The sequence below is a fragment of the Actinoplanes utahensis genome, assembly GCF_016862455.1.
Lineage (GTDB): Bacteria > Actinomycetota > Actinomycetes > Mycobacteriales > Micromonosporaceae > Actinoplanes > Actinoplanes utahensis.
Map to the genome: position 1 here is coordinate 21,515 of NZ_BOMZ01000003.1, position 24,707 is coordinate 46,221.

At 71.4% G+C, this 24,707-nt stretch carries 18 protein-coding genes and 1 pseudogene; 8 read left to right on the forward strand and 11 right to left on the reverse strand.

What is annotated here, in order from left to right:
• Nucleotides 1-3: 3 nt before the first annotated feature.
• Nucleotides 4-351, reverse strand: a complete 348-nt coding sequence (locus Aut01nite_RS01400) for an STAS domain-containing protein (protein ID WP_052163672.1) — start codon at nt 349-351, stop codon at nt 4-6.
• A 229-nt stretch (nt 352-580) separates the two neighbouring features.
• Here Aut01nite_RS01400 and Aut01nite_RS01405 point away from each other — a divergent pair.
• Nucleotides 581-1,282: pseudogene (locus tag Aut01nite_RS01405) on the forward strand (ABC transporter ATP-binding protein); the annotation flags it as partial.
• Nucleotides 1,283-1,326: 44 nt separating this feature from the next.
• Nucleotides 1,327-2,109: an ABC transporter permease gene (locus Aut01nite_RS01410; protein ID WP_043524884.1), complete on the forward strand. Its 783-nt coding sequence runs from the start codon at nt 1,327-1,329 to the stop codon at nt 2,107-2,109.
• A gap of 53 nt (nt 2,110-2,162) precedes the next feature.
• Here the strand turns inward: Aut01nite_RS01410 and Aut01nite_RS01415 are convergent, their stop codons facing one another.
• Complete coding sequence (locus Aut01nite_RS01415; RefSeq protein WP_043524883.1) at nt 2,163-5,318, reverse strand: AfsR/SARP family transcriptional regulator; 3,156 nt, start codon at nt 5,316-5,318, stop codon at nt 2,163-2,165.
• A 165-nt stretch (nt 5,319-5,483) separates the two neighbouring features.
• Between Aut01nite_RS01415 and Aut01nite_RS01420 the strand changes: the two genes are divergently transcribed.
• Entirely contained in the window at nt 5,484-5,972 is a 489-nt protein-coding gene (locus Aut01nite_RS01420) for a MarR family winged helix-turn-helix transcriptional regulator (protein ID WP_043524882.1), read from the forward strand.
• A 73-nt stretch (nt 5,973-6,045) separates the two neighbouring features.
• Nucleotides 6,046-7,512, forward strand: a complete 1,467-nt coding sequence (locus Aut01nite_RS01425) for an MFS transporter (RefSeq protein WP_052163671.1) — start codon at nt 6,046-6,048, stop codon at nt 7,510-7,512.
• A gap of 55 nt (nt 7,513-7,567) precedes the next feature.
• Here Aut01nite_RS01425 and Aut01nite_RS01430 read toward each other — a convergent pair whose 3' ends face one another.
• Complete coding sequence (locus Aut01nite_RS01430; RefSeq protein WP_043524983.1) at nt 7,568-9,700, reverse strand: transglycosylase domain-containing protein; 2,133 nt, start codon at nt 9,698-9,700, stop codon at nt 7,568-7,570.
• Between the two features lie 145 nt (nt 9,701-9,845).
• On the opposite strand from Aut01nite_RS01430, the gene Aut01nite_RS01435 reads away from it, so the two are divergent.
• A complete protein-coding gene (locus tag Aut01nite_RS01435) occupies nt 9,846-10,184 on the forward strand; it encodes a hypothetical protein (RefSeq protein WP_043524881.1) in 339 nt (112 codons plus the stop codon).
• Between the two features lie 24 nt (nt 10,185-10,208).
• Here the strand turns inward: Aut01nite_RS01435 and Aut01nite_RS01440 are convergent, their stop codons facing one another.
• Both Aut01nite_RS01440 and Aut01nite_RS01445 read right to left on the reverse strand, forming a co-directional pair.
• Nucleotides 10,209-11,384, reverse strand: coding sequence for an endonuclease (locus Aut01nite_RS01440; RefSeq protein ID WP_043524879.1), 1,176 nt, complete (start codon nt 11,382-11,384; stop codon nt 10,209-10,211).
• 129 nt (nt 11,385-11,513) lie between these two features.
• Nucleotides 11,514-11,762, reverse strand: a complete 249-nt coding sequence (locus Aut01nite_RS01445) for a DUF3040 domain-containing protein (protein ID WP_043524877.1) — start codon at nt 11,760-11,762, stop codon at nt 11,514-11,516.
• A gap of 134 nt (nt 11,763-11,896) precedes the next feature.
• Between Aut01nite_RS01445 and ctaD the strand changes: the two genes are divergently transcribed.
• Entirely contained in the window at nt 11,897-13,654 is a 1,758-nt protein-coding gene (ctaD, locus tag Aut01nite_RS01450; protein WP_043524876.1) for an aa3-type cytochrome oxidase subunit I, read from the forward strand.
• 6 nt (nt 13,655-13,660) lie between these two features.
• Here the strand turns inward: ctaD and Aut01nite_RS01455 are convergent, their stop codons facing one another.
• Both Aut01nite_RS01455 and Aut01nite_RS01460 read right to left on the reverse strand, forming a co-directional pair.
• Nucleotides 13,661-14,494, reverse strand: a complete 834-nt coding sequence (locus tag Aut01nite_RS01455; protein ID WP_043524874.1) for a PfkB family carbohydrate kinase — start codon at nt 14,492-14,494, stop codon at nt 13,661-13,663.
• Nucleotides 14,495-14,589: 95 nt separating this feature from the next.
• The gene (locus Aut01nite_RS01460) at nt 14,590-17,052 is read right to left on the reverse strand and encodes an ATP-binding protein (RefSeq protein ID WP_152628679.1); all 2,463 of its coding nucleotides are present in this window, start codon (nt 17,050-17,052) and stop codon (nt 14,590-14,592) included.
• A 389-nt stretch (nt 17,053-17,441) separates the two neighbouring features.
• Here Aut01nite_RS01460 and Aut01nite_RS01465 point away from each other — a divergent pair, with 389 nt between their 5' ends.
• Nucleotides 17,442-18,440 carry a hypothetical protein gene (locus Aut01nite_RS01465; RefSeq protein ID WP_152628678.1) on the forward strand — a complete coding sequence of 333 codons (999 nt, stop codon included), beginning with the start codon at nt 17,442-17,444 and terminating at the stop codon, nt 18,438-18,440.
• A 70-nt stretch (nt 18,441-18,510) separates the two neighbouring features.
• On the forward strand, nt 18,511-19,287 hold the full coding sequence (locus Aut01nite_RS01470) for a zinc metalloprotease (RefSeq protein WP_152628677.1): 777 nt from the start codon (nt 18,511-18,513) through the stop codon (nt 19,285-19,287).
• Between the two features lie 76 nt (nt 19,288-19,363).
• On the opposite strand, the gene Aut01nite_RS01475 is transcribed toward Aut01nite_RS01470, so the two are convergent.
• The 4 genes from Aut01nite_RS01475 to Aut01nite_RS01490 form a co-directional block, all read right to left on the reverse strand.
• Nucleotides 19,364-20,092: an RlpA-like double-psi beta-barrel domain-containing protein gene (locus Aut01nite_RS01475; RefSeq protein ID WP_043524871.1), complete on the reverse strand. Its 729-nt coding sequence runs from the start codon at nt 20,090-20,092 to the stop codon at nt 19,364-19,366.
• Nucleotides 20,093-20,193: 101 nt separating this feature from the next.
• Nucleotides 20,194-20,808, reverse strand: a complete 615-nt coding sequence (locus Aut01nite_RS01480; RefSeq protein ID WP_043524869.1) for a dihydrofolate reductase family protein — start codon at nt 20,806-20,808, stop codon at nt 20,194-20,196.
• Between the two features lie 94 nt (nt 20,809-20,902).
• Nucleotides 20,903-21,316 (reverse strand): RidA family protein, encoded by a 414-nt coding sequence (locus tag Aut01nite_RS01485; protein WP_043524868.1) that lies wholly within the window; start codon nt 21,314-21,316, stop codon nt 20,903-20,905.
• A 461-nt stretch (nt 21,317-21,777) separates the two neighbouring features.
• Complete coding sequence (locus tag Aut01nite_RS01490) at nt 21,778-24,693, reverse strand: M36 family metallopeptidase (RefSeq protein WP_043524867.1); 2,916 nt, start codon at nt 24,691-24,693, stop codon at nt 21,778-21,780.
• Nucleotides 24,694-24,707 lie beyond the last annotated feature (14 nt).

Sequence of the window (24,707 nt, forward strand, 5' to 3'; positions counted from 1 at the left end):
GTCTCAGGCCGGGCCGAGGTTGAAGTCCTCGAGGAGGCCGGTGATGGTCAGGACCTGGTGGACGATCAGGTGTGCCCGCCCGATCTCCAGGTCACCGCCCTGTCGCCGGGCCTCCTCTTGGGAGATGACCAGCGCCCGGACGCCACCCGAGTCGATGAACCGCACCTCGCCCATGTCCAGACTGACGCGGCGCGGGCCGTGGCAGCGCAGAACCTCGTCGACCACCCGGACCACCTCAACGCAGTTGGTCCTGTCGATCTCGCCGGCGAACGTGACGACGGCGGTGGAATCCGTGGGAAGCGTGATGTCGACGGAGAGCCCGGCGGAGCCGGTCGACAGTTCGGAGGGCATGGTCTCATCCCTGGACAGCGTGGGAGTCGTGCGGAGATCCTGCTGAGCGCCCGCGCCAGCGGACGATGCCGAGATGGAGACCCTGTGACGCGGAGACCGGCAACCCGACGTGGCGCCTGTCCCTGTGACGCTACCGCCGTTTCGCGGCCCGGGTGGCTTTCACGTGCCATCGAAAGTGTGAAACCGCGGTGGAACCGCGGTGATCCGGGGCGGCGGCACCCTTCGGCGCATGACGAACGATTCCAGCGTGCCGGCCATCGAGGTCACGGGTCTGCGCAGGTCCTACGGCGGTCAGGTGGTGCTCGACGGCATCGGCCTGCGAGTGCCGGAGGGCACCGTGTTCTCGCTGCTCGGCCCGAACGGCGCCGGCAAGACGACGATGGTGCAGATCCTGTCCACCCTGATCCGGGCCGACGGCGGTGTCGCCCGGATCTGCGGTCACGACGTGCGCCGCGAACCGGACCGGGTACGTGCGGCGATCGGGGTGACCGGGCAGTTCTCGGCCGTCGACAGCTATCTCACCGGCGAGGAGAACCTGCTGCTCATGGGCCGCCTCCACCATCTCGGACGGGCTGCGGCGCGGCGCCGGGCCGCCGACCTGCTGAAGCGGTTCGATCTCGTCGAGGCGGCCGGCAAGGGCGCCGCGGCGTACTCCGGGGGCATGCGGCGGCGGCTCGACCTGGCCATGGGGCTGATGGGCGATCCGCGGGTGGTGTTCCTCGACGAGCCGACCACCGGGCTCGACCCGCGCAGCCGCCGCGACATGTGGGACATCGTCCGGGGCCTGGTCGGCCGCGGGGTGACCATCTTCCTGACCACCCAGTATCTGGAGGAGGCCGACCAGCTCGCCGACCGGGTCGCGCTGCTGCACCACGGCCGGATCGTCGCCGAGGGCACCCCGGCCGAACTCAAACAGCGGGTGCCGGGCGGAACCCTCGACGACGTGTTCCTCGCGCTGACCGAGGTGGAGGCGTGATGACCCTCGTGGTGCGGGACTCCGTCACCATGCTCGGCCGGCAGCTGCGGCACATGCGCCGTGACCTGTCCACGTCGCTGATCCTGCTGGCGGTGCCGATCATCTTCCTGCTGCTCTTCGTCTACGTGCTCGGCGGCACCCTCGGTGACGGTCTCGACGACGGTGACGGGGGCCGGGCCGCCTACGTCGACTACGTGGTTCCCGGCATTCTGCTGATCACCGTCGCGAGCGCGGTGCAGGGCACCGCGATCGGGGTGGCGATGGACATGACCGAAGGCATCGTCGCCCGGTTCCGGACCATGGCGATCGCCCGGTCGTCCGTACTCACCGGGCACGTGCTCGGCAGCCTGCTGATGATCCTCTTCCAGCTGACCGTGGTGCTCGCGGTGGCGCTCCTGATCGGGTTCCGACCGAACGCCACCGCGATCGAATGGCTCGCCGCCGGCGGGCTGCTCACGGCGACCGCGTTCGCGCTGATCTGGCTGGCCGTCGGGATGGGCCTGGCGGCGAAGACGGTGGCCGGGGCGAGCAACATGCCGATGCCGCTGACCCTGCTGCCGCTGTTCGGCAGCGGATTCGTGCCGACCGAGTCGATGCCCACCGCGTTGCGGCTGTTCGCCGAGCACCAGCCGTTCACACCGATCATGGAGACGCTGCGCGGCCTCTTGATGGGGACGGGGGTCGGGGTCAGCGGCTGGGTCGCGGGCGGTTGGTGCACGGCGATAACCCTTGCGGGGTACGCCTGGGCGAAGCGCAACTACGACCGCGACCGTACGCGCTGACCGTCCCTGCACCACTCAGGGCACGCGCCGGCCCGCCCGGCGGCGCGCGCTGATCAGTCCAGGAGTGCCAGCGCCGCCGCGCGGAGCCCGCCGGCGTCCAGGGTGGCGTAGGAGGAGACGGCTTCCTCGTACGCCGCCCGGTCCGCACGCTCGGCATCCGCTCGCGCCGCCGCTGCCGACATCGTCGGCTGGAAGTTCCGGAGGAACCGGAACCGCTCCGCCAGCGCGATCATCCGCACCCCGGCGCGGGGTGCGGCACCGCCGTCGTTCGCACCCGAAGTGGTGAGTCGCGTGGCGCCGACGGCCAGCAGGAGGGTTCCGCAGAGGGCCTGCTCGACCAGGTAGGGCGGCGGGTCGACGAGCGGGTGGGTGAGCAGCCGGGTGAGGCGGGCGGGCAGTGCGGCAGCGAGATCGGCGACCCGGTCGAGGCGGCCGTGGCGGGCGTGCGCGACCACCGTGACCGCCCGCGCCTCGATCACCCACGGGTCCAGGATGTCGTCGCGGACCCGGTCGGCGACGCGGCGCCACAGCCGCAGACCGGCCTCGACCTCACCACGGGCCAGGTGCAGCTCGGCCCGGATCCCCAGCTCATAGCCGACCGACCAGGCGTCCGGCTCCTCGTCGAAGGTGATCCGCGCGAGAGCGTCGAGCCACCGTTCGGCCTCGACCGTGTCGCCGGTCTGCAGGTTGGCCAGGATCAGCCAGGCCCGGATGCCGGCCGCGGTCTTGCGGGCCCCGAGCCGGTCGGTGATCGGTATCGCCGCGAGCAGATGCGCCCGAGCCTCCGCGCCCTGCTCCCGCTGCAGACACAACTCGGCGATGCGGCAGTGCCCGACCGCCAGCAGCCAGGGCACCTTCAGGCCGGTGAAACGGCCGAGCGCGCGCCGGGCCGCCGTCAGCGCCGCGTCGAGGTCCCCGGCGCCCTCCCAGTGGTAGGCCGCGAGAATGCCGGCGGCACCGGCCGGCAGCGGGTCCGGGCCGGCGCACAGCCGCTCCAGCTCGACCGGATCCCCCAGCGCGCCCATCACCCGGCCGACCACCCCGACCACCGAATCCACCGGCGCCGGGCCGAGCCTGCGCAGCGCGACGACTGCCCGGACCGGCCGCGGCCCGTCCGAACCGAACGCCGACGCCAGCGACACGACCAGCGCGCCCCGGGTGATCTCGGCGAAGCCCGGTTCCGGCCGGAAGTGCGACAACGGCCAGGACACCTGTCGTACCAGGCCCGCGAGCCGCGCGTAGTCCGAGTCGATCAGCCAGAGCCCGCCGAGCACCGCGGTCACCGCCGCGATCGTCGCCCGGTCGTCCCGCCCGACGGCCAGCCGCAGCGCGTGCAGCAGGTTCTCCTGCTCCGCCTGGACCGCGGCCGCCGCCTGGTACGGCTCCGGGCCGAACATCGTCGCGTGGTGCTCCAGCCCGAACGCCCGCACCCAGACGAGGAACGCGGCCGTCGCCTCCTCGGTCTGCCCCGACTCCGCCAGCCGCGCCGCGCTGAACTCCCGAACCGTCTCCAGCATCCGCAACCGGCTCCCGGACGGCGTGTCGAAGACCTTCAGCAGCGAGTGGTCCACCAGCCGTTCCAGCACCAGCAGCGGCTCCACCCGGTCCGCCCATCCGGCAGCGGAACCGTCCAGGGCCGGCGGGCCCGTGCCGAGGATCCAGCCGGCGGCGGCCACGGTGAACCCGTCCGGGAACACCGACAGGGCGCGCATCGCCGCCTGCCCCGCCGGGTCCAGGAGATTCCAGCTCCAGTCGACGACCGCGTGCAGCGTGTGGTGGCGGGCGGGCGCGTCCCGGGCGCCGCCGCGCAACAGCCCGAACCGGTCGTTCAGCCGCCGGGCCAGCTCGGGCACCGACATGATCCGCACCCGGGCGGCGGCCAGCTCGATCGCGAGTGGTAGCCCGTCCAGGTGGCGGCACAGCTCAGCGACGGCCGCCGGGGGCAGGTCGGCGCCGGGGCGGGCGGCCCGGGCCCGCTGGGCGAACAGCTCGGCGCTGGTCGCCGGGCTCAGCTCCGGCAGGTGGTGCACCACCTCCGACGACAACCCCAGCGGGGTCCGGCTGGTGATCAGGATCCGCGGCTCACCCGTCATCGCGACCAGATTCGCGACGAGTTCGGCGACGGCCTCGACGACATGCTCGCAGTTGTCCAGGACGAGGAGATGCGGCCCCTTCGCCAGGACCGCCGCGGCGCCAGCGAGCGGGGTGAGGTGCCCGCGCGGCGAGTCGCCGGCGCCGAGGGCGGCGGCGACCTCCGCGCTCACCTCGGCGGCGGCGCTGATGCCGGCGAGGGCGACGAACGTGACGGCGGGTGTCTCGGCGCGGCGGGCGACGGTGTGGGCGAGACGGGTCTTGCCGAGGCCGCCGGGGCCGACGACGGAGACGACGCGGGAGGTGCGCAGCAGGGACTCGACGGTGGCGAGGTCGGCGTCCCGGCCGAGCAGCGGGTTGGGTTCGTGCACGACGCCGTGGCGGATGGTGGGGACGGCGCCCTGGAGCAGGCGGCGGTGTTCCTCCTGCAGAGCGGGGCCGGGGTCGGCGCCGAGGTCGTCGCGCAGCGCCCGGCGATGGGCGTCGTAGCGGGCGAGCGCCGCGGCGGGCCCGGCGGTGGCCGCCTCGCAGCGGAGCAGTTCGAGCAGCAGTTCCTCGTCGCGGGGCAGGCCGTCGGCCAGGGCGGTGAGCGGTTCCACGGCCTCGGCGGCCCGGCCGAGGCGGGCCAGGGCGAGTGCGCGTAGCCGTACCAGATCACGGTGGGTGGCCTGGCGCTCGGCCCGCAGCACGGCGAGCGGATCACCGGAACCGTCGCCGGCCCGGGGTTTCTGATCCGGCCAGAAGGCCAGGCCGGCGTCGGCGTGCGCCAGCGCGGCGGCGTGATCCCCGGCGCGGGCGCACCGGGCCGCGGCCGCCGCCCGGACCAGGACGGCCGCGCTGTCCACCCGGTCCTCGGTGAGGGTCAGCCGATAGCCCGTGGGGGTACGCACGATGACGTCCGCGCCGAACTGTGACCGGGCCCGGGAGACGAGGATCTGCAACGCTTTCGCCGGATGCTCGGGCTGGTCGCCGGGCCACAGCGCCTCGATCAGTCGCCTGGTGCCGCAGCCGGTCCGCAGATCGCCGGCGAGCAGGGCGATCAGGCCGCGGAGCCGGGCACCGGAGATCTCCCGATCCCGGAAACAGACGCGCGACAACAGGACCAGATCGACGGTCACCCGCCCAGCGTATCGACGTCCGTCACCGGCCGGCCTCCGCCGCCCCGGAATACGGCCGCACACCCCGGCCGGCCGTCGGCGCCGTCTCGGCGGCGGTGAGACGGCACCGACGACCAGCCGAGTGTTCCGAGACGGATCATCCGGAGCGGAACTACTCTTGGCCGCATGACCGCGATGGCGCCCACCCGTACCGAGACCGACCTGTCGTTCCTGCTCGACCGGACCAGCCATGTGCTGCGTACCCGGATGGCGGCGGCACTCAGCGAGATCGGGCTCACCGCGCGCATGCATTGTGTCCTGGTGCACGCGTGCGAGCAGGAGCGGACGCAGATCCAGCTGGCCGAGCTCGGCGACATGGACAAGACAACGATGGTGGTCACGGTCGATGCCCTGGAGAAGGCGGGGTACGCGGTACGCCGCCCGAGCAGGACCGACCGCCGTGCCCGGATCATCGCGGTGACCGAGGCCGGCGCGGAGATCGCCCGGCGTAGTCAGGCGATCGTCGACGGCGTGCACCGTGATGCTCTGCGGTCGATTCCGGACGACGAGCGCGAAATCCTGGTCCGCGCCTTGAACCGGCTGGTCACCGACCATCTCGCCGACCCCGTGGAGAACCCGCAGCCGGCGCGCCGCGCCCGGGAGCGCAGCAAATAGATCCGACAAGGATCGTCTATAACAAAACTATCTGGTACGTTCCTACCTGTCGCGCTCGATGGGGAGGAACACCATGCCGTACCCGAAACGCTGGACCGCTCTCGCCGTGCTCTCGGCCGCCGGGCTGATGACGATCCTGGACGGCAGCATCGTCACCGTCGCCATGCCCGCGATCCAGCAGGACGTCGGGTTCTCCCCGGCGGGGCTGAGCTGGATGGTCAACGCCTACCTGATCCCGTTCGGCGGTCTGCTGCTGCTCGCCGGGCGCCTCGGCGACCTGATCGGCCGCCGCGCCGTGTTCCTCGCCGGCACCGTCGTCTTCACCGCCGCGTCGCTGCTCGCCGGCCTCGCCGCGGACCCCGCGACCCTGATCGCCGCCCGGTTCCTCCAGGGCGTCGGCAGCGCGATGGCCGCGGCCGTGGTCCTCGGCATCCTCGTCACGCTCTTCACCGACCCGGCCGAGCGCACGAGGGCGATCGCGATCTTCAGCTTCACCGGGGCGGCCGGCGCGTCCATCGGGCAGGTGCTCGGCGGCGTCCTCACCGACGCCCTCGACTGGCCGTGGATCTTCTTCATCAACGTGCCGATCGGCATCGCGACGGTGGCGCTCGCCCTCACCGCGCTCCCCCGCGACCGGGGCGCCGGGCTCTCCGCGGGCGCCGACGTGATCGGCGCCGTGCTGGTCACCGCCGGTCTGATGCTCGGCATCTCCACGATCGTCACCGAGGCGCACACCCTCGTCCTCGGCACCGTCGCGGTGCTGCTGCTGGTGCTGTTCTTCGTGCGCCAGGCCACCGCGGCGAACCCGCTGATGCCGCTGCGCATCCTGCGGTCACGCGCCGTGTCCGGAGCCAACGTGGCGCAGATGCTGACCGTCGCCGGGATGTTCGCCTTCCAGGTGCTGGTGGCGCTCTACATGCAGAACGTGCTCGGCTACGGCGCCCTGGCGACCGGCCTGGCCATGCTGCCCGCGGCGGTCGGCATCGGCGCGGTCTCGCTGTTCGTGTCCGCGCCGCTCAGCAACCGGTTCGGGAGCCGGGCGGTGCTGCTCGCCGGGCTGGTTCTGCTGGTCGCGGCGATGGCGTGGCTCAGCCGGATCCCGGTGCGGGCCGACTACGTCACCGACCTCCTGCCGGTGATGCTGCTGATCTCCGGTGGCGGGCTGGTGCTGCCGGCGCTGGCCGCGCTCGGCATGTCCGGGGCCCGGGAGAGCGACGCCGGGCTGGCTTCCGGGCTGTTCAACACCACCCAGCAGGCCGGCATGGCGATCGGGGTGGCGGTGCTGTCCACGCTCGCCGCCTCCCGTACGTCGGAGCTGGTGGCGGCGGGGTGGTCCGAGGCGGCGGCGCTGACCGGCGGGTACCGGCTCGCCTTCACCGTCTCGGCCGGGCTGCTGCTCGCCGCCTTCCTGGTCGGCGTCGCCGTCCTCCGCCGGCCGGCCGGATCCACCGGCGCCGGGCCCACCCCTTCCCCGGGATCCGCCCTTTCCGCGGCGGCGGCGGAGAGACCGGAGTCGCCGAGCCCCGCAGCGACTGCCTGAACCGCCGAAGCCCTCCGGAAGCTCACTTCCGGAGGGCTTCGCGGCGTTCAGAACGTCATGGGGCCGGGAACTCCTGGATCTCCTTGCCGTCCATGTAGTCGGCGAGGGTCTCGTACACCGCGGGGTTGACGATGCCGTGCGACATCCGGTCCCGGTGCCCCGCCCAGTCCGGGTTCGCCAGGTAACCGGCGACGACCAGCGACCGCGTCCCGGCCACCAGGGCCGCGGTCTTGTCGTTGTCGGTGGTGCCGGTCTTGCCGAAGACCGGGTGGCCGACGACGTCGCGGACCTGCGGCGCGGTCGAGCCCGCGCAGTCGCCGAGCTGGGCGCGGTCACCGACCGGGCAGCGGGCCGCGTCGAGGGCCTTGCGCGCCGCGTCCTTGGTGGTGGCGCGGGTGCACTCCGGCTTCCCGGCGTCGATCCTCTTGCCGTCGGCGGTGGTGATCTGCTGGATCGGGGTAGCCTTGCAGTACATGCCGTCGGCGGCCAGGGTGGCGTACGCGTTCGCGATGTCCAGCGGCGTCGACGCCGACACCCCGAGGGTGAACGCGCCCCACTCGTGCGCGTAGTCCTTGTTGTTCGCCAGGCGCGCGTCCTCCGACGACCGGAACTGGATGCCGAACCGTTTCGCCACGTCGACCACCTTCTCCGCGCCGACCTGCTCCTGCAACGGCACGAAGTACGTGTTCACCGACTTGCCGAACGCCGTCCACATGTTGAAGTTCCCGGCCTCGCCGGCCGACGCGTTGCTCGGGCAGTAGTAGCCGCCGCACGACTCCGGTCCCGAGTCCAGGTAGCCGGATCGGTACTTCGCCGGCGAGTCGATCGTGGTGTCCAGGCCCATCCCGGCCTCCAGCGCCGCGACCATGGTGAACATCTTGAACACCGAGCCGGCCTGGTAGCCGGGGACACCCGAGCTGCCGGTGATGATCGGGTTCGTGGTGTTCGGGAAGGTGCCGCGGATGCCCTTCTCGGCCAGATCCGGGTTGGACGACAGCCTGTTCTGCGGGTGCGCCTCGGCGTCGATCTTGAACTTGCGGTTCGTCGCGAGCGCCCGCACCGCGCCGGTGCCCGGCTGGACCGCGGCCAGCATCAGCGCGTTCGGGTCGTCGTCGTCCTGACGGTCGCTGATCTCCGCCCGGGCCGACGCCTGCGCCTGCAGGTCCAGGGTGGTGACGATCCGGTAGCCGCCCTCCTTGAGCACGCGCTCCCGGTCGTACGTCGTCGCGCCGAAGGCGTCCTGGCTCAGCCACCAGCGGTAGAAGTAGTCGCAGAAGAAGCCCCAGTGGTTCTTCGCCACCGAGACGCAGCCGCTGCTCGGCCGCTTCGTCTTCTTCGGCAGCGCCGCCTTCTTCGCCGTGGCCGCCTCGGCCTCGGTGATCAGCTTCATGTCGAGCATGTTGGCGACGATGTAGTCGCGGCGGGCCAGCGCCTGCGGGTAACCCGTCGTGGTCGTCGGGTCGAACGCGGTCGGCGCCTTCACCATGCCGGCCAGCAGCGCCGACTCGGCGACGGTCAGGTCGGCCGCCTTCTTCCCGAAGTAGACCTGGCTGGCCGCGTTGATGCCGTACGCCCCGTTGCCGAACGGGGCCATGTTCAGATAGCGCTCCAGGATCTGCTGCTTGGTGAGATCCTTCTCGACCTGGATCGCGTACTTCATCTCGGTGACCTTGCGCTCGACCGTGTCCTTGGTCGCGTCCACCACCGCCTGCGGGTCGGTGGCCGAATAGGCGAGGGCCATCCGCACGTACTGCATGGTCAGCGTCGAGGCGCCCTGCTTGCTGCCGCCCTGCTTGTTGCTGACGAACGCGCGGGCCACACCTTTCAGGTCGACGCCGTTGTGGTCGTAGAACTTGTGGTCCTCGGCCGCCACGATCGCGTCCTGCATGTTCTGCGAGATCCTGGCGAGCGGCACGTCGCTGCGGAACTCGTCGTACATGATCGCGATCTGCGTCCTGCCGTCCGAGGCGTAGATCCGCGACACCTGCGGCGACGACTGCTGGATCAGCTCGGACGGCATCTCCCCCAGCTCCTCGGCGCCGGCCTTCGCGGCCAGACCGGCTATCGCCACCGCCGGGAACGACGCGGCCGCGACCGCCAGAGCAGCGAAGACGCCGCATATCAGCAGGATCGCGGCGCTGCGGAAGGAACGGGTCCGGGGCTCGGGAGAGGTGTTGCCGACAGTCACCCGCACCAAGCTACCCAGCTGGATCCGCGCCATGCAGGGTAAGCGAAATCCGTCACACGCGGTCACCGAAGTCGAGTTTCCGGTCCCGGCCCGCCGACCTGCCCGGTTGGCCGACAATGACGGAATAGACACGGGGAGGTGTCCGATGGCGGTCATTTCACAGGCGTACCCGCTGTGGTGTGCGGCCCGCGACGGCCGGGACGTACGCGTCGGCCGGGTGTTCGGCTGGATGTCGGACCGGCCACTGCCCGAGGCCGCCGCCGCCGAGAAGGTCGCCGACGCGACCGCCGCCACCGGTGCCGACGCCCGCTTCTCCCCGCTGGTCACCTGGGACCCGCCGCGCGGCGGCGCCGCGCCGGGCGGCCTGGTCCGCTGCGGCCGCGACGAGGAGGGCCGTTTCCTCCCCGTGCACTTCGGCGCCACCCGCGACGAGGCCCTCGCCGGCGCCGTCACCTCCGCCCCGGCACCCCCGGCCGGATCCTGAGGCGCCGGGGGTGACGGGCCGGGGTCAGCCGAAGATCGACGCGGCGTACTCCGGGTGGTCGATGAACGGGTTCCGGTTGCGCTGGTAGCTGCTGTAGATGACCTGGTTGCGGTTCTTCTCGAAGGAGTCCGGCGGGTCCTGGGTGTGCCAGGCCAGCAGGGTGGAGAGCTTGCCGACGTACGGGCGGGCGCCGTTGCCCGTCGTGTTGTTGGCCTCCAGGTCGGGGAAGCTGTCGTCGCCCTCGTACCGGACGGCCATGTAGAGGATCATCCGGGCGACGTCGCCCTTGACCGCGTTGCGGGGCTCCCACGAGTCGGCGTCGGCGTAGTTGCCGGAGACGCCGGAGACCGCGCTGCCGCCGGCGTCGAAGTCGAGGTTGCCGCGGCGCGCATTGACCGTGACGTCCTCGGGGCGCAGGTGGTGCAGGTCGGTGCCGGGACCGGTGGCGGTGCCGAAGTCGCCGTGCGACTGCGGCCAGACGTGCTCGCGGTTCCAGTCGCCGGTGGCGCCGCCGTTGAGCGTCTTGGCCCGGCTGACCCCGGAGTAGAGCAGGATGACGTTCGACGCGTTCGCCGGATCCTGGTCGGTCACCTTGAGGGCGTTCCAGACCGCGTCGTACGAGATCGCGGTGTCCCCGGTCGTGATGATGGTGTGCAGCGCCGCCTTGAGGCTCGCCCCGGACTTCCCGGCCGCCGCCGCGTAGTAGGCGCCGGCGCCGCTGGACGCGGTGGGCGAGACCGTGGCGGTCGGCGAGCCGGTGGCGGACGTCCCGAGGGTCATCGCGGTCGGTGACTTGAGGCCCGGGTGCGTGAAGTACGCCGTGAGCGTCCCGGTCACGGTCACCGGCCGGCCGAGCAGGGACGGGTTGGCGAGCAGCCCGAACGACGACCGGTACGCGCTGGTGACCTGCACGTACAGCATCCGGCTCGTGGTCGTCTCGGTCCTGCTGTCGGCGAGGGCGATCGCGGTGTCGCCGGTGAACGCGCTGAACCGGACGGTGTTCGTGGCGGTGGGCTCGCCGACGACGTAGCCGGTGACGGTGCCGGTGCCGCTCTGGCCGCTGATCGCCTGCGCGACCGTGAGGGCTGCGGCGGCCGTGGCCGGTGGCGCGGTGAGCACGGCGATGAATCCGGCCAGCAGGCCGGCGAGCGCGGGGAGGGTCAGCGCCAGGAGGCGCCGTCGTCGTGCCGGAACGGACATGGGGGCTCCATTCGCAGAGCGGCTGTATAGACAAGTGTCAGCAGAAAACTAGTGGCGCGGACCATCTCAAGAGGGTCATACGCGTTAACTTCTGGCACACGCCGTGCATGCTCCGCGCGCGGTCCGGCTCTAGTCGCGCAGGTGGCGGTAGGCCAGCAGCGCGACCACGGCAACGCCCACCACGTCGGCGAGGATCAGGGCGGCGGTCGGGCCCAGGAACGTCGCCACGAACGGCAGCGCCAGGAAACCGGCCAGGCACAGGAACGGGATCAGCGGGATGGGGCGGTCGCCCTGCATACGGCGTACGAAATCGGGATCTTCGGCGGCCAGCCGCTGCTCGATGTCCGCGAGCGCCCGGCGGTCCCTCTCCTCGAGCATGGGTCACCTCCCGGCCGGCGCCGGCAAAGAGAAATGTGGCTGATGCGCTGATCTGGCACTGATTACTGCGGTAGAAGCCTATAACGGAGTGTGAGCAGGAGTTCTCCATATGTGAAGCTGAGGTGCTTGAGCGCATGACCACCGTCGCCCCCAGGCCGACCCCGGTCCGGCCACATCCGGTCCGCCGGCAGGTGAAAGGTTCGGCACTGGCCCGGATCCTGCGTACCACCGACGCGAAGCAGATCGGGATCATGTACATGATCACGTCGATCGTGTTCTACATGGTCGGCGGTGTCATGGCCCTGCTCATGCGGGCGGAGCTGGCCCGTCCCGGGATGCAGATGCTGTCGCCGGAGCAGTTCAACCAGCTGTTCACCATGCACGGCACGGCGATGCTGCTGTTCTTCGCCACCCCGATCGTGTTCGCGTTCGCCAACTACGTGGTGCCGATCCAGATCGGCGCCCCGGACGTGGCGTTCCCGCGGCTCAACGCGTTCGCGTACTGGCTGTACCTGTTCGGCACGATCACCGCGATGAGCGGCTTCATCACGCCCGGCGGCGCGGCCGACTTCGGCTGGTTCGCCTACACCCCGCTGAGCAACAGCCTGCACTCCCCCGGCGTCGGCGGCAACGCCTGGGTCGTCGGCCTGGCGATCGGTGGTCTCGGCTCGATCCTCGGCGCGGTCAACCTGATCACCACGATCCTGACCCTGCGCGCCCCCGGCATGACCATGTTCCGGATGCCGATCCTCACCTGGAACATGCTGGTCACCAGCCTCCTGGTGATCCTGATCTTCCCGTTCCTGGCGGCCGCGCTGTTCGCGCTGGCCGCCGACCGGGTGCTCGGCGCGCACGTCTTCGACGTGGACACCGGCGGGCCGATGCTGTGGCAGCATCTGTTCTGGTTCTTCGGGCACCCCGAGGTGTACGTCATCGCGCTCCCGTTCTTCGGCATCATCACCGAGGTCGTCCCGGTGTTCAGCCGCAAGCCGGTCTTCGGCTACAAGGGCCTGGTCGCCGCGACCCTGCTGATCGGCGCGCTGTCGATGAGCGTGTGGGCGCACCACATGTTCGCCACCGGCCAGGTGCTGCTGCCGTTCTTCAGCCTCCTGAGCTTCCTGATCGCGGTCCCGACCGGCATGAAGTTCTTCGTCTGGATCGGCACCATGTGGCGCGGCCAGATCAGCTTCGAGTCGCCGATGCTGTGGGCGGTCGGCTTCATGGTCACGTTCCTGTTCGGCGGCCTGTCCGGTGTGCTGCTCGCCGCCCCGCCGATCGACTTCCACGTCTCCGACTCGTACTTCGTGATCGCCCACTTCCACTACGTGCTCTTCGGCACGATCGTGTTCGCGGTGTTCGCCGGCATCTACTACTGGTTCCCGAAGATGTACGGCCGGATGCTCGACGAACGCCTCGCCAAGATTCACTTCTGGCTCACGATGATCGGCTTCCACGGCACCTTCCTGGTGCAGCACTGGCTGGGCACCAAGGGCATGCCGCGGCGGTACGCCGACTACCTGCCCGCCGACGAGTTCACCTTCCTGAACACGTTCTCCACGATCGGCTCGTTCATCCTCGGGATCGCGACCCTGCCGTTCGTCTACAACGTGTGGAAGTCGTACAAGGTCGGCAAGCTGGTCACCGTGAACGACCCGTGGGGCCACGGCAACTCCCTGGAATGGGCGACCAGCAGCCCGCCCCCGCTGCGCAACTTCGACCGGATGCCGCGGATCCGTTCCGAGCGGCCCGCCTTCGACGAGAAGTTCCCGCACCTGGCAGCCGGCGAGCAGTCCCTGGCCGGGCCGCCGGAGGGTGGCGCCCGCCCGCTCCGCAAGGAGTCCGACGGCGGCGCCACCTACCCCGAGGACATCGCCTCCGACCGCGATCGCTGACAGCTTCTACAGACGGGGCCGCCCTCCGGGGCGGCCCACCGTCTTTCCGGCCGCCTCCACCGCCCGGTGGGCCGCCTCCTCCGGCGTCGCCCCGTCCAGCAGGGCGACGGTCAGGGCGGCGGTGAACGCGTCACCCGCCCCGGTCGTGTCGACCACCCGGCCCTCCGGATGCGGGATCACCAGGTCACCGCCCTCCCAGACGAACCGGTCGCCGTCCGGGACACCGAACGCCACCAGCCGCGGCCCCGCCGACAGCAGCTCCCGGGCGTCGCCGATCTGTTCCGCCTCGTTCTCGTCGGCGCGGACCACGTCGGCCAGCGCGATGATCTCCCGGTCGGCGACACCGTCCAGCACGACCAGGGCGTCCGCGGCACGGGCGAGACGAGCGGCGGCCAGCGCGGCCGCCGGCGGCTGCTGCAGTTGCACGAGTACGGCGTCGGCCGCGCCCAGCACCCCGGCCGCCGCCTCCACGTCGGCCACGCTCAGCAGCACCTCCTCCGGCAGATGCTGCAGGTAGCGCCACTGCCCGCCGGACTCCAGAACCTCCACGATCAGGCCGGTCAGCGTGCCGGCCCGGCGCACCACGGGGGTGACGTCGATGCCGTCGGCAGCCGCCTGCGCGAGCAGCTGATCGCCGATCACGTCGTCACCGGCCACCGCCACCAGGCTCACCGGCAGGCCCAGCTGAGCCACCGCCACCGCCTGATTGGCGCCCTTGCCGCCCAGGGTCTCGCGTCGCTGCGACACGTCGCCCGAGGTCCCCGCCTCCGGCAGCTCGTCGATACCGAGCACCACATCCCGGGCCAGCTGCCCGACCACCACTACTCGTCGTCCCGTCACGGATGGTGCGTACCCCCGCAAGGCGCTCCTCCAACCGCCACGGCGGCTCGCCCGCCGGTTTGCGCACCCGGCCGGTAGAGGTCCGCGGGGCGCCGTCACGGCGTGGCCCCGGGATGGGGCGGATCCGGACAGGGTGGGACGGCTCGTGCCCCGGGGTCCGCCGGCAGGGCCGCCAGCCGTTCGCGGACCGCCGCCGCCTCGGACAGCCCACGCGACTCGAAGAAGGCGAGCCCCCGCTGCCAGGCGTCGCGGGCCGCGCCGGTGTCCCCCATCGCGAGGTGGGTGGCGCCGAGCCGGACCGCGATCTCCGCCTCGCTGTGCCGGTCGCCGAGCTCGACGTGCAGGTCGATGCTCTCCCGGAAGTGTTCCACCGCCAGGTCGTGGCGGCCCAGGCTGTGGAAGGCGACGCCGAGCGTGTCGAGGGTGGCCGACAGGCCGATCCGGTGGCCGATCTCGCGTTGCAGGCGCACCGCCTCCCGGCACCGTTCCACGGCCTGCTCGTGCTCGCCGAGCCCGGTCAGCAGATAGCCCGCCATGTTCAGCGAGAAGCCCAGCACCACCGGATCACCGGCCCGCCTGGCCAGGTCGATCGCCCGGTCGCTGTGGGCGAGCGCCTCCGGTCGGCGGTCCTGCAACCCGCACGCCCAGGCCAGCAGGTACAGGCAGTTGGCGGCCCGGGACAGGTCGCCCAGCTCGTGATAGAGGTCGTGGGCCCGTTCCAGACGGCGGAACGCGTCGGCCGCCCGCCCCTGCTGCAGGCACCCGTTCGCGACGACCCGGTGCGAGAAAGCCTGCGCGGCCCGGTCACCGATCCGCTCCGCCGCCGCCAGCGCGGTCTCCTGCACCGACACACACTCCCGCCGGTCGCCGTCCCGGTCCAGGAACTCCCCCATCCCCCAGGCCAACTGCCAGACCGCACGATCCGCACCGGTACGGGCGGCGAGCTCGAAGACGGCGAGCAGGCAGTGCCGTTCGGCGGCGAACCAGGCCAGGGCGCCCGCTTCGCCGTCGGGGCGCCCGGCCGTCGCGGGACGGTCACCGGCCGGCAGCTCCATCGGCGCCCGGAACGGGTTCAGGGTGGTGGCCGCCGTGTGCGTCTCGTGGACGAAATGGGCGATCAGCCGTTCCCGTGCCGCCTCCTGCTCCCCCGGGCCGCGCGCCTCCTCCGCCAGCTCGGTGGCGTAGGCCCGCACCAGGTCGTGCAGCACGTACCGGCCGGGACGCTTCTCGATCAGCAGTTGCGCGCCGGTGAGCACGGCGAGCTCCCGCTGGGCGGCGGCCGGCGTCGTGCCGGCGAGCGCGGCGGCGGCGCGCACCGTGACGTCCGGACCGGGATGCGGCCCCAGCAGCCGGAACAAGTGCTGAGCCGGCTCGGCGAGCGCACGATAGGACCAGGAGAAGGCGGCCCGGACGTCGGTGCCGGTGTCGCCGGTGCGCAACATGTCCAGGCCGCCGGGCGTCCGGCCGAGGTCGGCGGCGATGTCGGCCAGGGCGAAATCCGGATGGACGGCGCTGCGGGCGGCGACCACGGCCAGGGCCAGCGGCAGCCCGCCGCAGGCGGCGATGATGCGGCCCGCCGCCGTGCTCTCCCCGGCGATCCGGTCCGCGCCGAGCCGGCCGGCGAGCAGGTCGCGGGCGTCGCCGTCGCCGAGCGGGCGCAGCGTCAGCAGGTCCGCGCTGTCCGCCACGACCAGGCCGGTCAGCTGCCGCCGGCTGGTCACCACACCCAGGCAGCCGTCCGGCGGCAGCAACGGCCGGACCTGTTCGGCGTCGGCGGCGTTGTCCAGCACGACCAGCACGCGCCTGCCGTGCAACGTGGTGCGGTAGAGCCGTTCGGCGGCCTCGGGCTCGGCCGGGATGTGCTCGCCCGGCACCCCCAGCGAGCCGAGCAGCTGCCGCAACGCCTCGCCGGGCGACATGATCCGCCCCGGGTGGAACCCACGCAGGTTCAGGTACAGCTGGCCGTCCGGGAACCGGTCGCTCACCCGGTGCGCCCAGTGCAGGGCCAGGCTCGTCTTGCCGACACCGGCCATGCCGCTGATGACGATGGGGCAGCCGCCGGCCAGCAGAGCGTCCAGCCGGGAGACCTCCGCCGCCCGGGCCACGAAAGCCGGCTGCCGGGACGGCAGTTCCCGGGGGACACTCCCGGCCTCGCTCTCGCCGGCCGGGCGTGTCCCCCGGCGTTCCTGCTCCGCCCGGTCCCGCCGGCGTTCCTGCTCCGCCCGGTCCCGCCGGCGCTCCTCCTCCAACCGGTCCCGCCGGCGCTCCTCCTCCAACCGGTCCCGCCGGCGCTCCTCCTCCAACCGGTCCCGGATGGTGGCGAGGGCGCCCTGCTCGGCCGGGGTGGCGCCGAGAATCATGACCAGGGTGTCGAAGCGGTCCGTCGGCGGCAGCACCCGCCCGGCGAAATACTCCCCTACGACACCGTGCGACCAGCCGGCCCGGTCGGCGATCTCGCGATAGGTCAGCTGTTTGCCACCGTCGCGCCGCGCTTGGCGCCGCCGCAGCCGGCGCAGCACCTGACCGAGATCGGCGAGAGTGTTCACTTCCGTGGTCAAGCTCCGGCCCCTACCGTCCCCCGCGTCGCTGGAGCGAAGCTTACTTGCGTCTGTCCAATGTGGTCCAGCGCCGTCCTGGTACGGATGAGCGCCCCGCCCGGCCCGCCCTCATCGACTCCTCCGCGCTCCGGGACCCCTCGCCCGCCAGGGGGCGCCGGACAGCGTCGGACTGGTCCGTGGCGAAGTCTTCTCCCAGATTGAAACGTTAGCGGCTTCCCCTTATAGCGGAATAAAACGGGTTTAATCGGTTTAACACCCAGGGCGAATCCACCATGAGAGCGACCAGTACGCCTACTACGAGGCGGTTCGATCCGACCGCCCGGGGGTGAACAGCAATGCTCATCGGGACGACCTTCAGTCAAGCCGAGATCTCACACTGGCAGAACAGGTTGACGAAGAACGATATCTTCCGCATCTTTCCCAACTCCGACGGACTGCCGCCCGCCTGGACCGACAAGCGTTACCAGTACTGCCGGGCGGTCGGCGCCATCCCGTTCATCTCCACCAAGATCGACGGCGACCCGGAGCGGTTGCGGCAGCTGCGGACCCTGCTGCTCACCATGGAGCCGTGGGTGCGGCAGCTCTATCTGACCGATCGCCACGAGCCGGAGGACGACACCCTGCCGAACGGCGACACGCTCACCGCGGCCCGGTACAAGGAGAACTTCAACGCCCTCCTGGCCATGGTGAACAAGCTGCCGCCGCCGATCCGCTCGCGGATCCGCTGCGGACCGGTGATGACCAAACAGTGGACCGAGAACAAGGCCGGCCGCGGCTACCACCAGTGGGATCCGGGAACGGGCGACTTCTACGGCGTGGACGCATACGTCAACTCGTGGGCGCCCGGCAACGCCGGCACCGTCTTCACCGAGTTCCCGCACGCCGCCACCTGGCTGGGGAAGATCAAGGCGTACCGGTTCGGCCCCTCCGACACCCGGCCCCGGATCCTCGCCGAACTCGGCGCGATCCAGCCGGCATGGGACCGCGACGGCAGCGCACGGGCCGCCTTCCTGCGCGACGTGCACGACGAGGTGTCCGGCTGGAACCCGGGCACCACCGGCTGGTCCTTCCTGGGCTGGATCTGGTGGAACACCGAAGGCACCAGCGGCGCCCCGGTCACCGGCATCGGCAGGCGGCGCTGGTTCCAGCTGGACCGGCGGCACAACGCGAAGCCGCTGACACGGGACGGGCGGACCATCGACCCGATGGGCGGTTACGACGAGGTGCCCACCAACCAGGCCCTCACGACGTACAACACCCTCGCCCGGCAGCCCGGACGGCACCGCGCCGCCGACTCCGGGAACCCTCCCGGCACCGATCCCGGCACGGCGATGATCGGGGTGGCCGCCATGCCGGGCACGGCCGACGTCGCCGTCTCCCCGGCGTAGAGCCTCCACCGGATCGGCCCGGCTCGGGACACCGAAGCCGGAACTCGTCACATGACTCCCTGGAGGGCTCATGCAAACGCCAACCTGTTCGATCAAGATGCTGCCGGCAGAGGAATGGGTGGCAGCCGCCGAGCAAGCGTCGGAGATCAATCCGGCGAACGCGCCGTCGCTCGACATGCTGCGCCAGGCCGCCCCCGATACGGTGATCGACCCGCAGGACCTCGCTATCCTGACCGCCAGTTACTGGGGGCCGCGTGGCGCCCACCTCACCGTCGGGTTCCTGGACAACCCCGAACCGGAACTCCGCAGGCGCATCCTGTCCCACATGAACGCCTGGGGCCGGTGGGCCGACATCAGCTTCGTCGAGAGCGCGACCGATCCGCAGGTGCGGATCGCCAGGATGACCGGCCCGAAACACGGCGGCTTCTGGTCATATCTCGGCACCGACATCCTCAGCATCGCCCCCGGCCAGCCCACGATGAACTTCGAAGGCTTCACCATCAAGACCCCCGAGCCGCTGTTCGTACGCGTGGTACGCCACGAGACCGGCCACACCCTCGGTTTCCCGCACGAGCATCTGCGCAAGGAGATCATCGACCGCATCGACCGGGACATGGCCATCGCCTGGTTCGGGGAGAAAATGAGATGGAGCCCGGAACGGGTGATCCACAACGTTCTGACACCGCTGCGACGGTCGAATCTGATGGCCACCGCCGAGCCGGATCCACATTCGATCATGTGCTACTGGCTGCCCGGCAACATCATGAAAGACGGCCTGGATGTCCAAGGCGGTTCGGACGTCAGCCCCCAGGACGCGCGCTTCGTCGCCCGGCTGTACCCGAAATAGCTCCTCTCCGCCCCCGGCCCGAGCCTGGCGGCCGCCGTCTCACGGCGGCGGCGGTCAGCGGTCAGCGGTCCGGACCTCAGCCGAGAAGCAGACGGGCGCCGGCGAGCGTCGTGAACCACTCGGAATCGGTGAAGCCGGGCCCCGTCTCCGGCCCGATGTAGGCGTCGATGTGCCGGGCGCCGCCGAGCCCCGGAGTGAACTCGTCGCTGATCCGCCAGGCCGCCGCCCGCAATCGGGCGCAGACCGCCGGCGTCACGTCCTCCGGCCGGCCGCAGTCCGCGATCGTGAACGCGGTCCCGGCCGGCAGGACATCCGTGTCGGCGGCCGCCGACACGAACGGTACGAGCACCCCGCCGTCACTGGCCCGCGGCGCCGAGTCCAGCCAGAAGCCGACATCGTACGACCAGTTCAGGTAGCGGCCGGACACGGTCAGCCCGGTGCCTTCCTCGCGTACCGCGTTGACGAAGTCCGCCGGGAACTCGCCCAGATCCCGGCCGCCCGACGTACAGACCAGGCTCGGGCAGCCGGTCACCGGAACCGGTTCGCCGTCGTGGAACCGCTCGACCGCCGTGTAGTAGACGGTGATCTCCCACCCGTCGCTGAACCGCACGGCCGGGCTCGGTACGGTCCGCGCGGTCACCGGCGTGGTCATGACCGGAACCGCCGAGGACGCCATCGCGGCCGGTCGCGGCGACGGGGAGGCGGCCGGTGGCGGCGACGCGGACGGCGGCGTCTCGGGGGCCGTGCCGCAGCCGCTCGCCACGACGGCGATCACGGCGCTGGCGATGACGCGGCGAACACACACCCGTCGAGCATGCGACGAGACGGCGGCTTCGCGGGCCGGGTTCGCGGAGCAGCCGGGCGGTCGCCCGTCCGGCTGGTATGGCCCCGGTCGCCACCATGAGCCTACCGGCCCTCGGGAACCTGGTCCTTGACGTCGTCGTAGCCCGCCGGAACCGGCGCCTCACCCGGCGCGTAGATCACCCGGATCACCCCGCTCGGGAACGCCTCGGTCGCCGTCACCTTCAGGTGGTACGGCGCGTCACCCTCGTCGAACAACTTCCGGCCCTTGCGTGCCGCCACCGGGTGCACGAGCAGCCGCAGCTCGTCGACCAGACCGGCCGCCAGCAGCTGCTGCACCACCGAGATCGATCCGGGGATCAGGATGCCCTTGACACCCGGATCCGCCTTGAGCGTGGTCACCGCGCCGACCAGGTCGCCCTGGATCAACTCCGAGCTGCGCCAGGTGAAGGTGAGGTCCTGCCGCGAGGCGACGACCTTGCGGACGTCCCCGAGCTGCTTGGCGAACGGCGCGTCCTCTCCACCGGCCGCCTCCCGCTCCGGCCACGCCCCCGCGAAGCTGTCGTACGTCTCCCGGCCCAGCAGCAGCACGTCAGCGGTCTCGTAGTCTTCGGCGACGGCCCGCCCCATGTTCTCGTCGAAGTACGGGAAGTGCCAGTCCGGGTCGATCTCGGCGACCCCGTCAGCCGAGATGAACAGTGTGGAGACGACCTTCGCCATGATGACGTTCCCTTCGTGTCAGGTGCTTACGACAGGTAGACCGGCCCCGTCCCGGAAACTCATCGGACCGTCACGAACTTTCTCTCCCACGGCCTCACCGCACGCCGTCCTCCAGCGCGGCGGTCAGGTCGATCTCGACGAGTTGCCCCTCGTAACCGAGCGACGCCACACCGAGGAGCGTGCTCGCCGAGGTGAACGCCGGCCCCAACGGCGACGCCTCCAGCCGGCGCCACACCGTGGCCAGGACCTGACTGTCCGGGCTCACCACGTAGACGATCGACCGGACCACGTCGGCGGGAGTCGCGCCGGCGGCCTCCAGGACCGTCAGACAGTTCGCGATCACCTGGTCGGTCTGGGCGGCGAAGTCCCCGGGCTCGCCGACGACCGTACCGGACCGGTCGAGCGGGCACTGACCGGCCAGATGGGCGAGACGCCCGGCCGACGAGATGGTCACATGACTGTATCCGGCCGGCTCGTGCACGGCCGGCGGATTGAAACGCTCGATCACCTCGGCATTCTCCCAGCAACCGCCACCGCATTTCCGGCCCGACTGTGTGGCCGTACCGAGCCGCCCTCGTCATCACCGACGACAGGACGCAGTACCGGTATGAGTTGTCGACTCAACGGCCGCCGCTCGCCGAAGGCCCGATGCCGGCCCTGTCCCCGGACAGGCACCTGCAGAGGGCGGCGCGCTACCGCCGCGTCCGGCGCCACGGGACTGTCTGTTCACGGGCGGGCAAGCCCGGCGCCGGTCACTTCCGGCTGGTCCTCACTGCTGTCTCGGGGCGGGCGAGACAGCAGTGGCGAGCAGCCGGACAAGATCCGCTGCTGCGCGGACACTCCCGTGCCACGCCACCGACGACGGCCGTCCAGCCCTCATGGTGGCGTCGCTCGCACCCCGTACCCGGAAAGGGTCTCGAAGATGAAAGCGGTGAGCAGGCCGGCAAGCCTGCTCACCGCTTCCGGTGGTTATCGGGTGAAGGCTTGGAACTCCGCGATGCGGACGTTCAACGCCTGCGGGCTGGCCGTGGCGCAATCCGTGTTGGCGCGCGGGTCCAGGTCCTGCTCACCGGCGTAGTCAGGCGCGCCGGTGCACTGGTTGGTGACCGCTTCGATCCGCAGGTGCGTGGCCGTGACGTCCGGGATGTCGAAGGACTTCACGAGCAACTGCGGGGCACGGGGCCGCGGGGCCACTGCCGGGAACGCGTCCGGCCGGCTGGTGTACACCGTCTTGAAGTCGGCCGGAGCCGAGCACGTGATGGTGGCCGTGGCCGAGCAGGCGGTGACCCGGAACTGGCGCAGGGCCGTGTACCGGTTCTGCCCGCCGGCGTCGATGTCACCGGTGATGGCCGGGCGCAGCATGGCGCTGACCTGGACCCGGCGCACCCGCTGGGCCTCGCCGGACAGGTCGACGGTGACACCCTTGCCGGCGACGGCGCTGCCGAGCGACGCCCAGTTGGTCGCCTCGTCGTCGTCGATCAGCTTGGTCAGGTTGACACCGTCACCGCTGACGGCGGCGCCGCTGGTCGCCGAGGCGATGTTGCGGGGCAGCCGGACGGTGAGCCGGTCCTTGCCACCGGACCGGAACGACTGCGGCGACACACGGGCGTGGCCGTAGCCGGGGGCCTGCGCGACGAACGCGTACGAACCCGGCACCAGACTGACCGTGTCCGGCAGGGCGGTGGCCGGGTCGGTGTCGGCGACCGCGACGGCCCGCGCCTGGTAGTCACCCACGAACAGCTTCGCTCCGGCGACGGGCTTGCCCTTCTCGTCGAGGGGGCGGAAGGCGACCGTGGCCTCCTTGGCGTACGGCGAGCTGAAGCTCGGCGTCGGGTCGGCGTCGGCGGCTCCGGCGCTCGCCGCACCCTGGCCCAGGCCGCGCTTGGCGAACGAGTTCCACAGGATGTCCTGGTTGGCGCCGCCGAACCGGACCAGGTCCGCGCCGATCAGCGCGTCCCGGGCGTCGACCTGGCTGTTGGCGCTGTTGGCCATCAGCAGGAACGAGTCGAGGACCAGCTGGATCCACCGCCGGTTGCCGGGACACGCGGTGGCCGGCTTCTTCCCCTCGGCGCAGGCCTTCTGCAGGGCGTCGGAGCCGTAGCCGTAGCGCTTGATGAACGCCGCGCGGATGTCGTAGTTGGTGGCGCTCCACACCTCACCGGAGGCGTGGACCTGCAGCCCGACGAAGTCGTAGTCGACGGAGCTGTAGTTGAGCCGGTTGTTGCTCATGTTGTAGTTGCGGATACCGGCGACCGGGTCACTGGTGACGTACTCCCCGACGGTGAAGCCACGGGCGCCCTTGGGGGCGTAGCCGTGCTCGGCGAGGTACTCCACGGCGAGCAGGTCGGACCAGCTCTCGCTCATGCCCTGCGGCGAGCTGAGGCCGGCGTCCGGCCCGGCGATCATGCGGTTGGTGATGGCGTGGGTGTACTCGTGCCCGATCACCGACATGTCGTAGTCGCCGTCGACGCACGGGGCGTAGAAGGCGCCGGCGATGGGCTGCCACAGGTACATGTTGGTGATCGGCGCCTGGCCGTCCGGCGGGGTGATCTGGTTGGCGTTGTTGCGGGCCAGGAAGTCCGGCGGACCACCGCTGACACCGCCGGCCTGCGCGTTGCCCTGCTCGGGGTCGCCGCCGTCGCCTTCCATGTTCCAGGTGGCCTCGGTGAAGCCGAGCAGGTACGACCAGTCGTGCATCCGGTTGTGCTGGACGAACAGGTTGGCCCGGGCCGCGTCGATGTCGTTACGGGCGGGCGAGTCGAAGGTCGTCGGGGCGCACTTCTCCCTGTGCCACTGGTTCGTCCACGGGTACGTGTACTCCCGGGTGGGGCTGGGCGTGGCCAGCTCGGTGCCGACCGTGTAGGGGTCGTTCGAGTACCAGTTGTGCACCGCGAACGCGTTGTTGCCCTTGGTGGTGAACGACGGCGTACCGGTGGCCGGGTCGATGTCCCAGGCCTGCGGCGACGCCGGGCCGGCGACGGTCTCGTCGCAGCCCCGCGCCCGCTGCCAGCACCAGCGCTCGCGTGTGTCCCTGGTGGAGTAGTCGGTGCGCGGCGAGTTCGGGAAGACGTCCCACTCGGGGTTGTCGGAGTCGTGGTCGACGATGCTGTCGCGGACCAGGACGGCGCCGTCACGGGCGTCGACCCAGGTGGTGTAGGCGAGGGGGTCGGCGCTGTTGAGGGCGGTGCCGAAGGCGACCTGGTACGCCGCGCGCGCACCCCGGTCGGGCGTCGGGACGGCGACCAGTTTCGTCCCGAGCACGGTGGGGCTGGCGATGCCCGCGTCGGCGGCGGCGATGCGCTCGGCGTCGGCGGCGGTCAGGGTGGCGGGCTGCGGGGTGGCGGCGTCGCGGGCGAGCGACGAGCTCACGTACCACGCCTTGCCGCCGCGGAGGCCGACCGAGAGCAGGCCGTCCCGCCCGGCCTCGAGCTCGCCGAACTTCTGCCGCAGCAGCACGATGGCGCCCTCGCCGACCTTCTGCGTGGTGAGGACCTCGAGGGACTCGGCCGCGGCGGCGGTGATGCCGAGGACGTCCCGGTGGCCGGCGACATACGCTCGGGCCGCGGCCACGGGGTCGGCCGGCAGGCCGGTGGCGAGCGGCTCGGCCACGCTGGTCGCGGTGAGGCTGGCCGGAGTGCCGAAGATGTTCCACCGGGCGGAGGCGCTGGCCTCCGCGGCGAGGGTGCGCTGCGCCGAGGTCGGCGCTACCTTACCCTTGCGGTTGTCTACGGTCTCGGCATGGTCGTGGTCACCCTGCACCTCTGCTGGTCCGGCCTGGGCCGGGGTGCCTGGTGCCGCGATGCCGCCGGATCCTGGGGCGAGCACGAGCACGGCTGCTACCAATGCTGTGGTGGTGCCCGCCAACGCACGGGATGGTGTGCGCACGGTACCTCCTTAAT

Excerpts from the sequence above, each read along its gene's own strand:
- Aut01nite_RS01440 (WP_043524879.1), bottom strand. The coding sequence starts at position 11,384 with ATGTCCGTTCCGGCACGACGACGGCGCCTCCTGGCGCTGACCCTCCCC.
- Aut01nite_RS01435 (WP_043524881.1), top strand. The coding sequence starts at position 9,846 with ATGGCGGTCATTTCACAGGCGTACCCGCTGTGGTGTGCGGCCCGCGAC.
- Aut01nite_RS01420 (WP_043524882.1), top strand. The coding sequence starts at position 5,484 with ATGACCGCGATGGCGCCCACCCGTACCGAGACCGACCTGTCGTTCCTG.
- Aut01nite_RS01480 (WP_043524869.1), bottom strand. The coding sequence starts at position 20,808 with ATGGCGAAGGTCGTCTCCACACTGTTCATCTCGGCTGACGGGGTCGCC.
- Aut01nite_RS01425 (WP_052163671.1), top strand. The coding sequence starts at position 6,046 with ATGCCGTACCCGAAACGCTGGACCGCTCTCGCCGTGCTCTCGGCCGCC.
- Aut01nite_RS01470 (WP_152628677.1), top strand. The coding sequence starts at position 18,511 with ATGCAAACGCCAACCTGTTCGATCAAGATGCTGCCGGCAGAGGAATGG.
- Aut01nite_RS01445 (WP_043524877.1), bottom strand. The coding sequence starts at position 11,762 with ATGCTCGAGGAGAGGGACCGCCGGGCGCTCGCGGACATCGAGCAGCGG.
- ctaD (WP_043524876.1), top strand. The coding sequence starts at position 11,897 with ATGACCACCGTCGCCCCCAGGCCGACCCCGGTCCGGCCACATCCGGTC.
- Aut01nite_RS01400 (WP_052163672.1), bottom strand. The coding sequence starts at position 351 with ATGCCCTCCGAACTGTCGACCGGCTCCGCCGGGCTCTCCGTCGACATC.
- Aut01nite_RS01410 (WP_043524884.1), top strand. The coding sequence starts at position 1,327 with ATGACCCTCGTGGTGCGGGACTCCGTCACCATGCTCGGCCGGCAGCTG.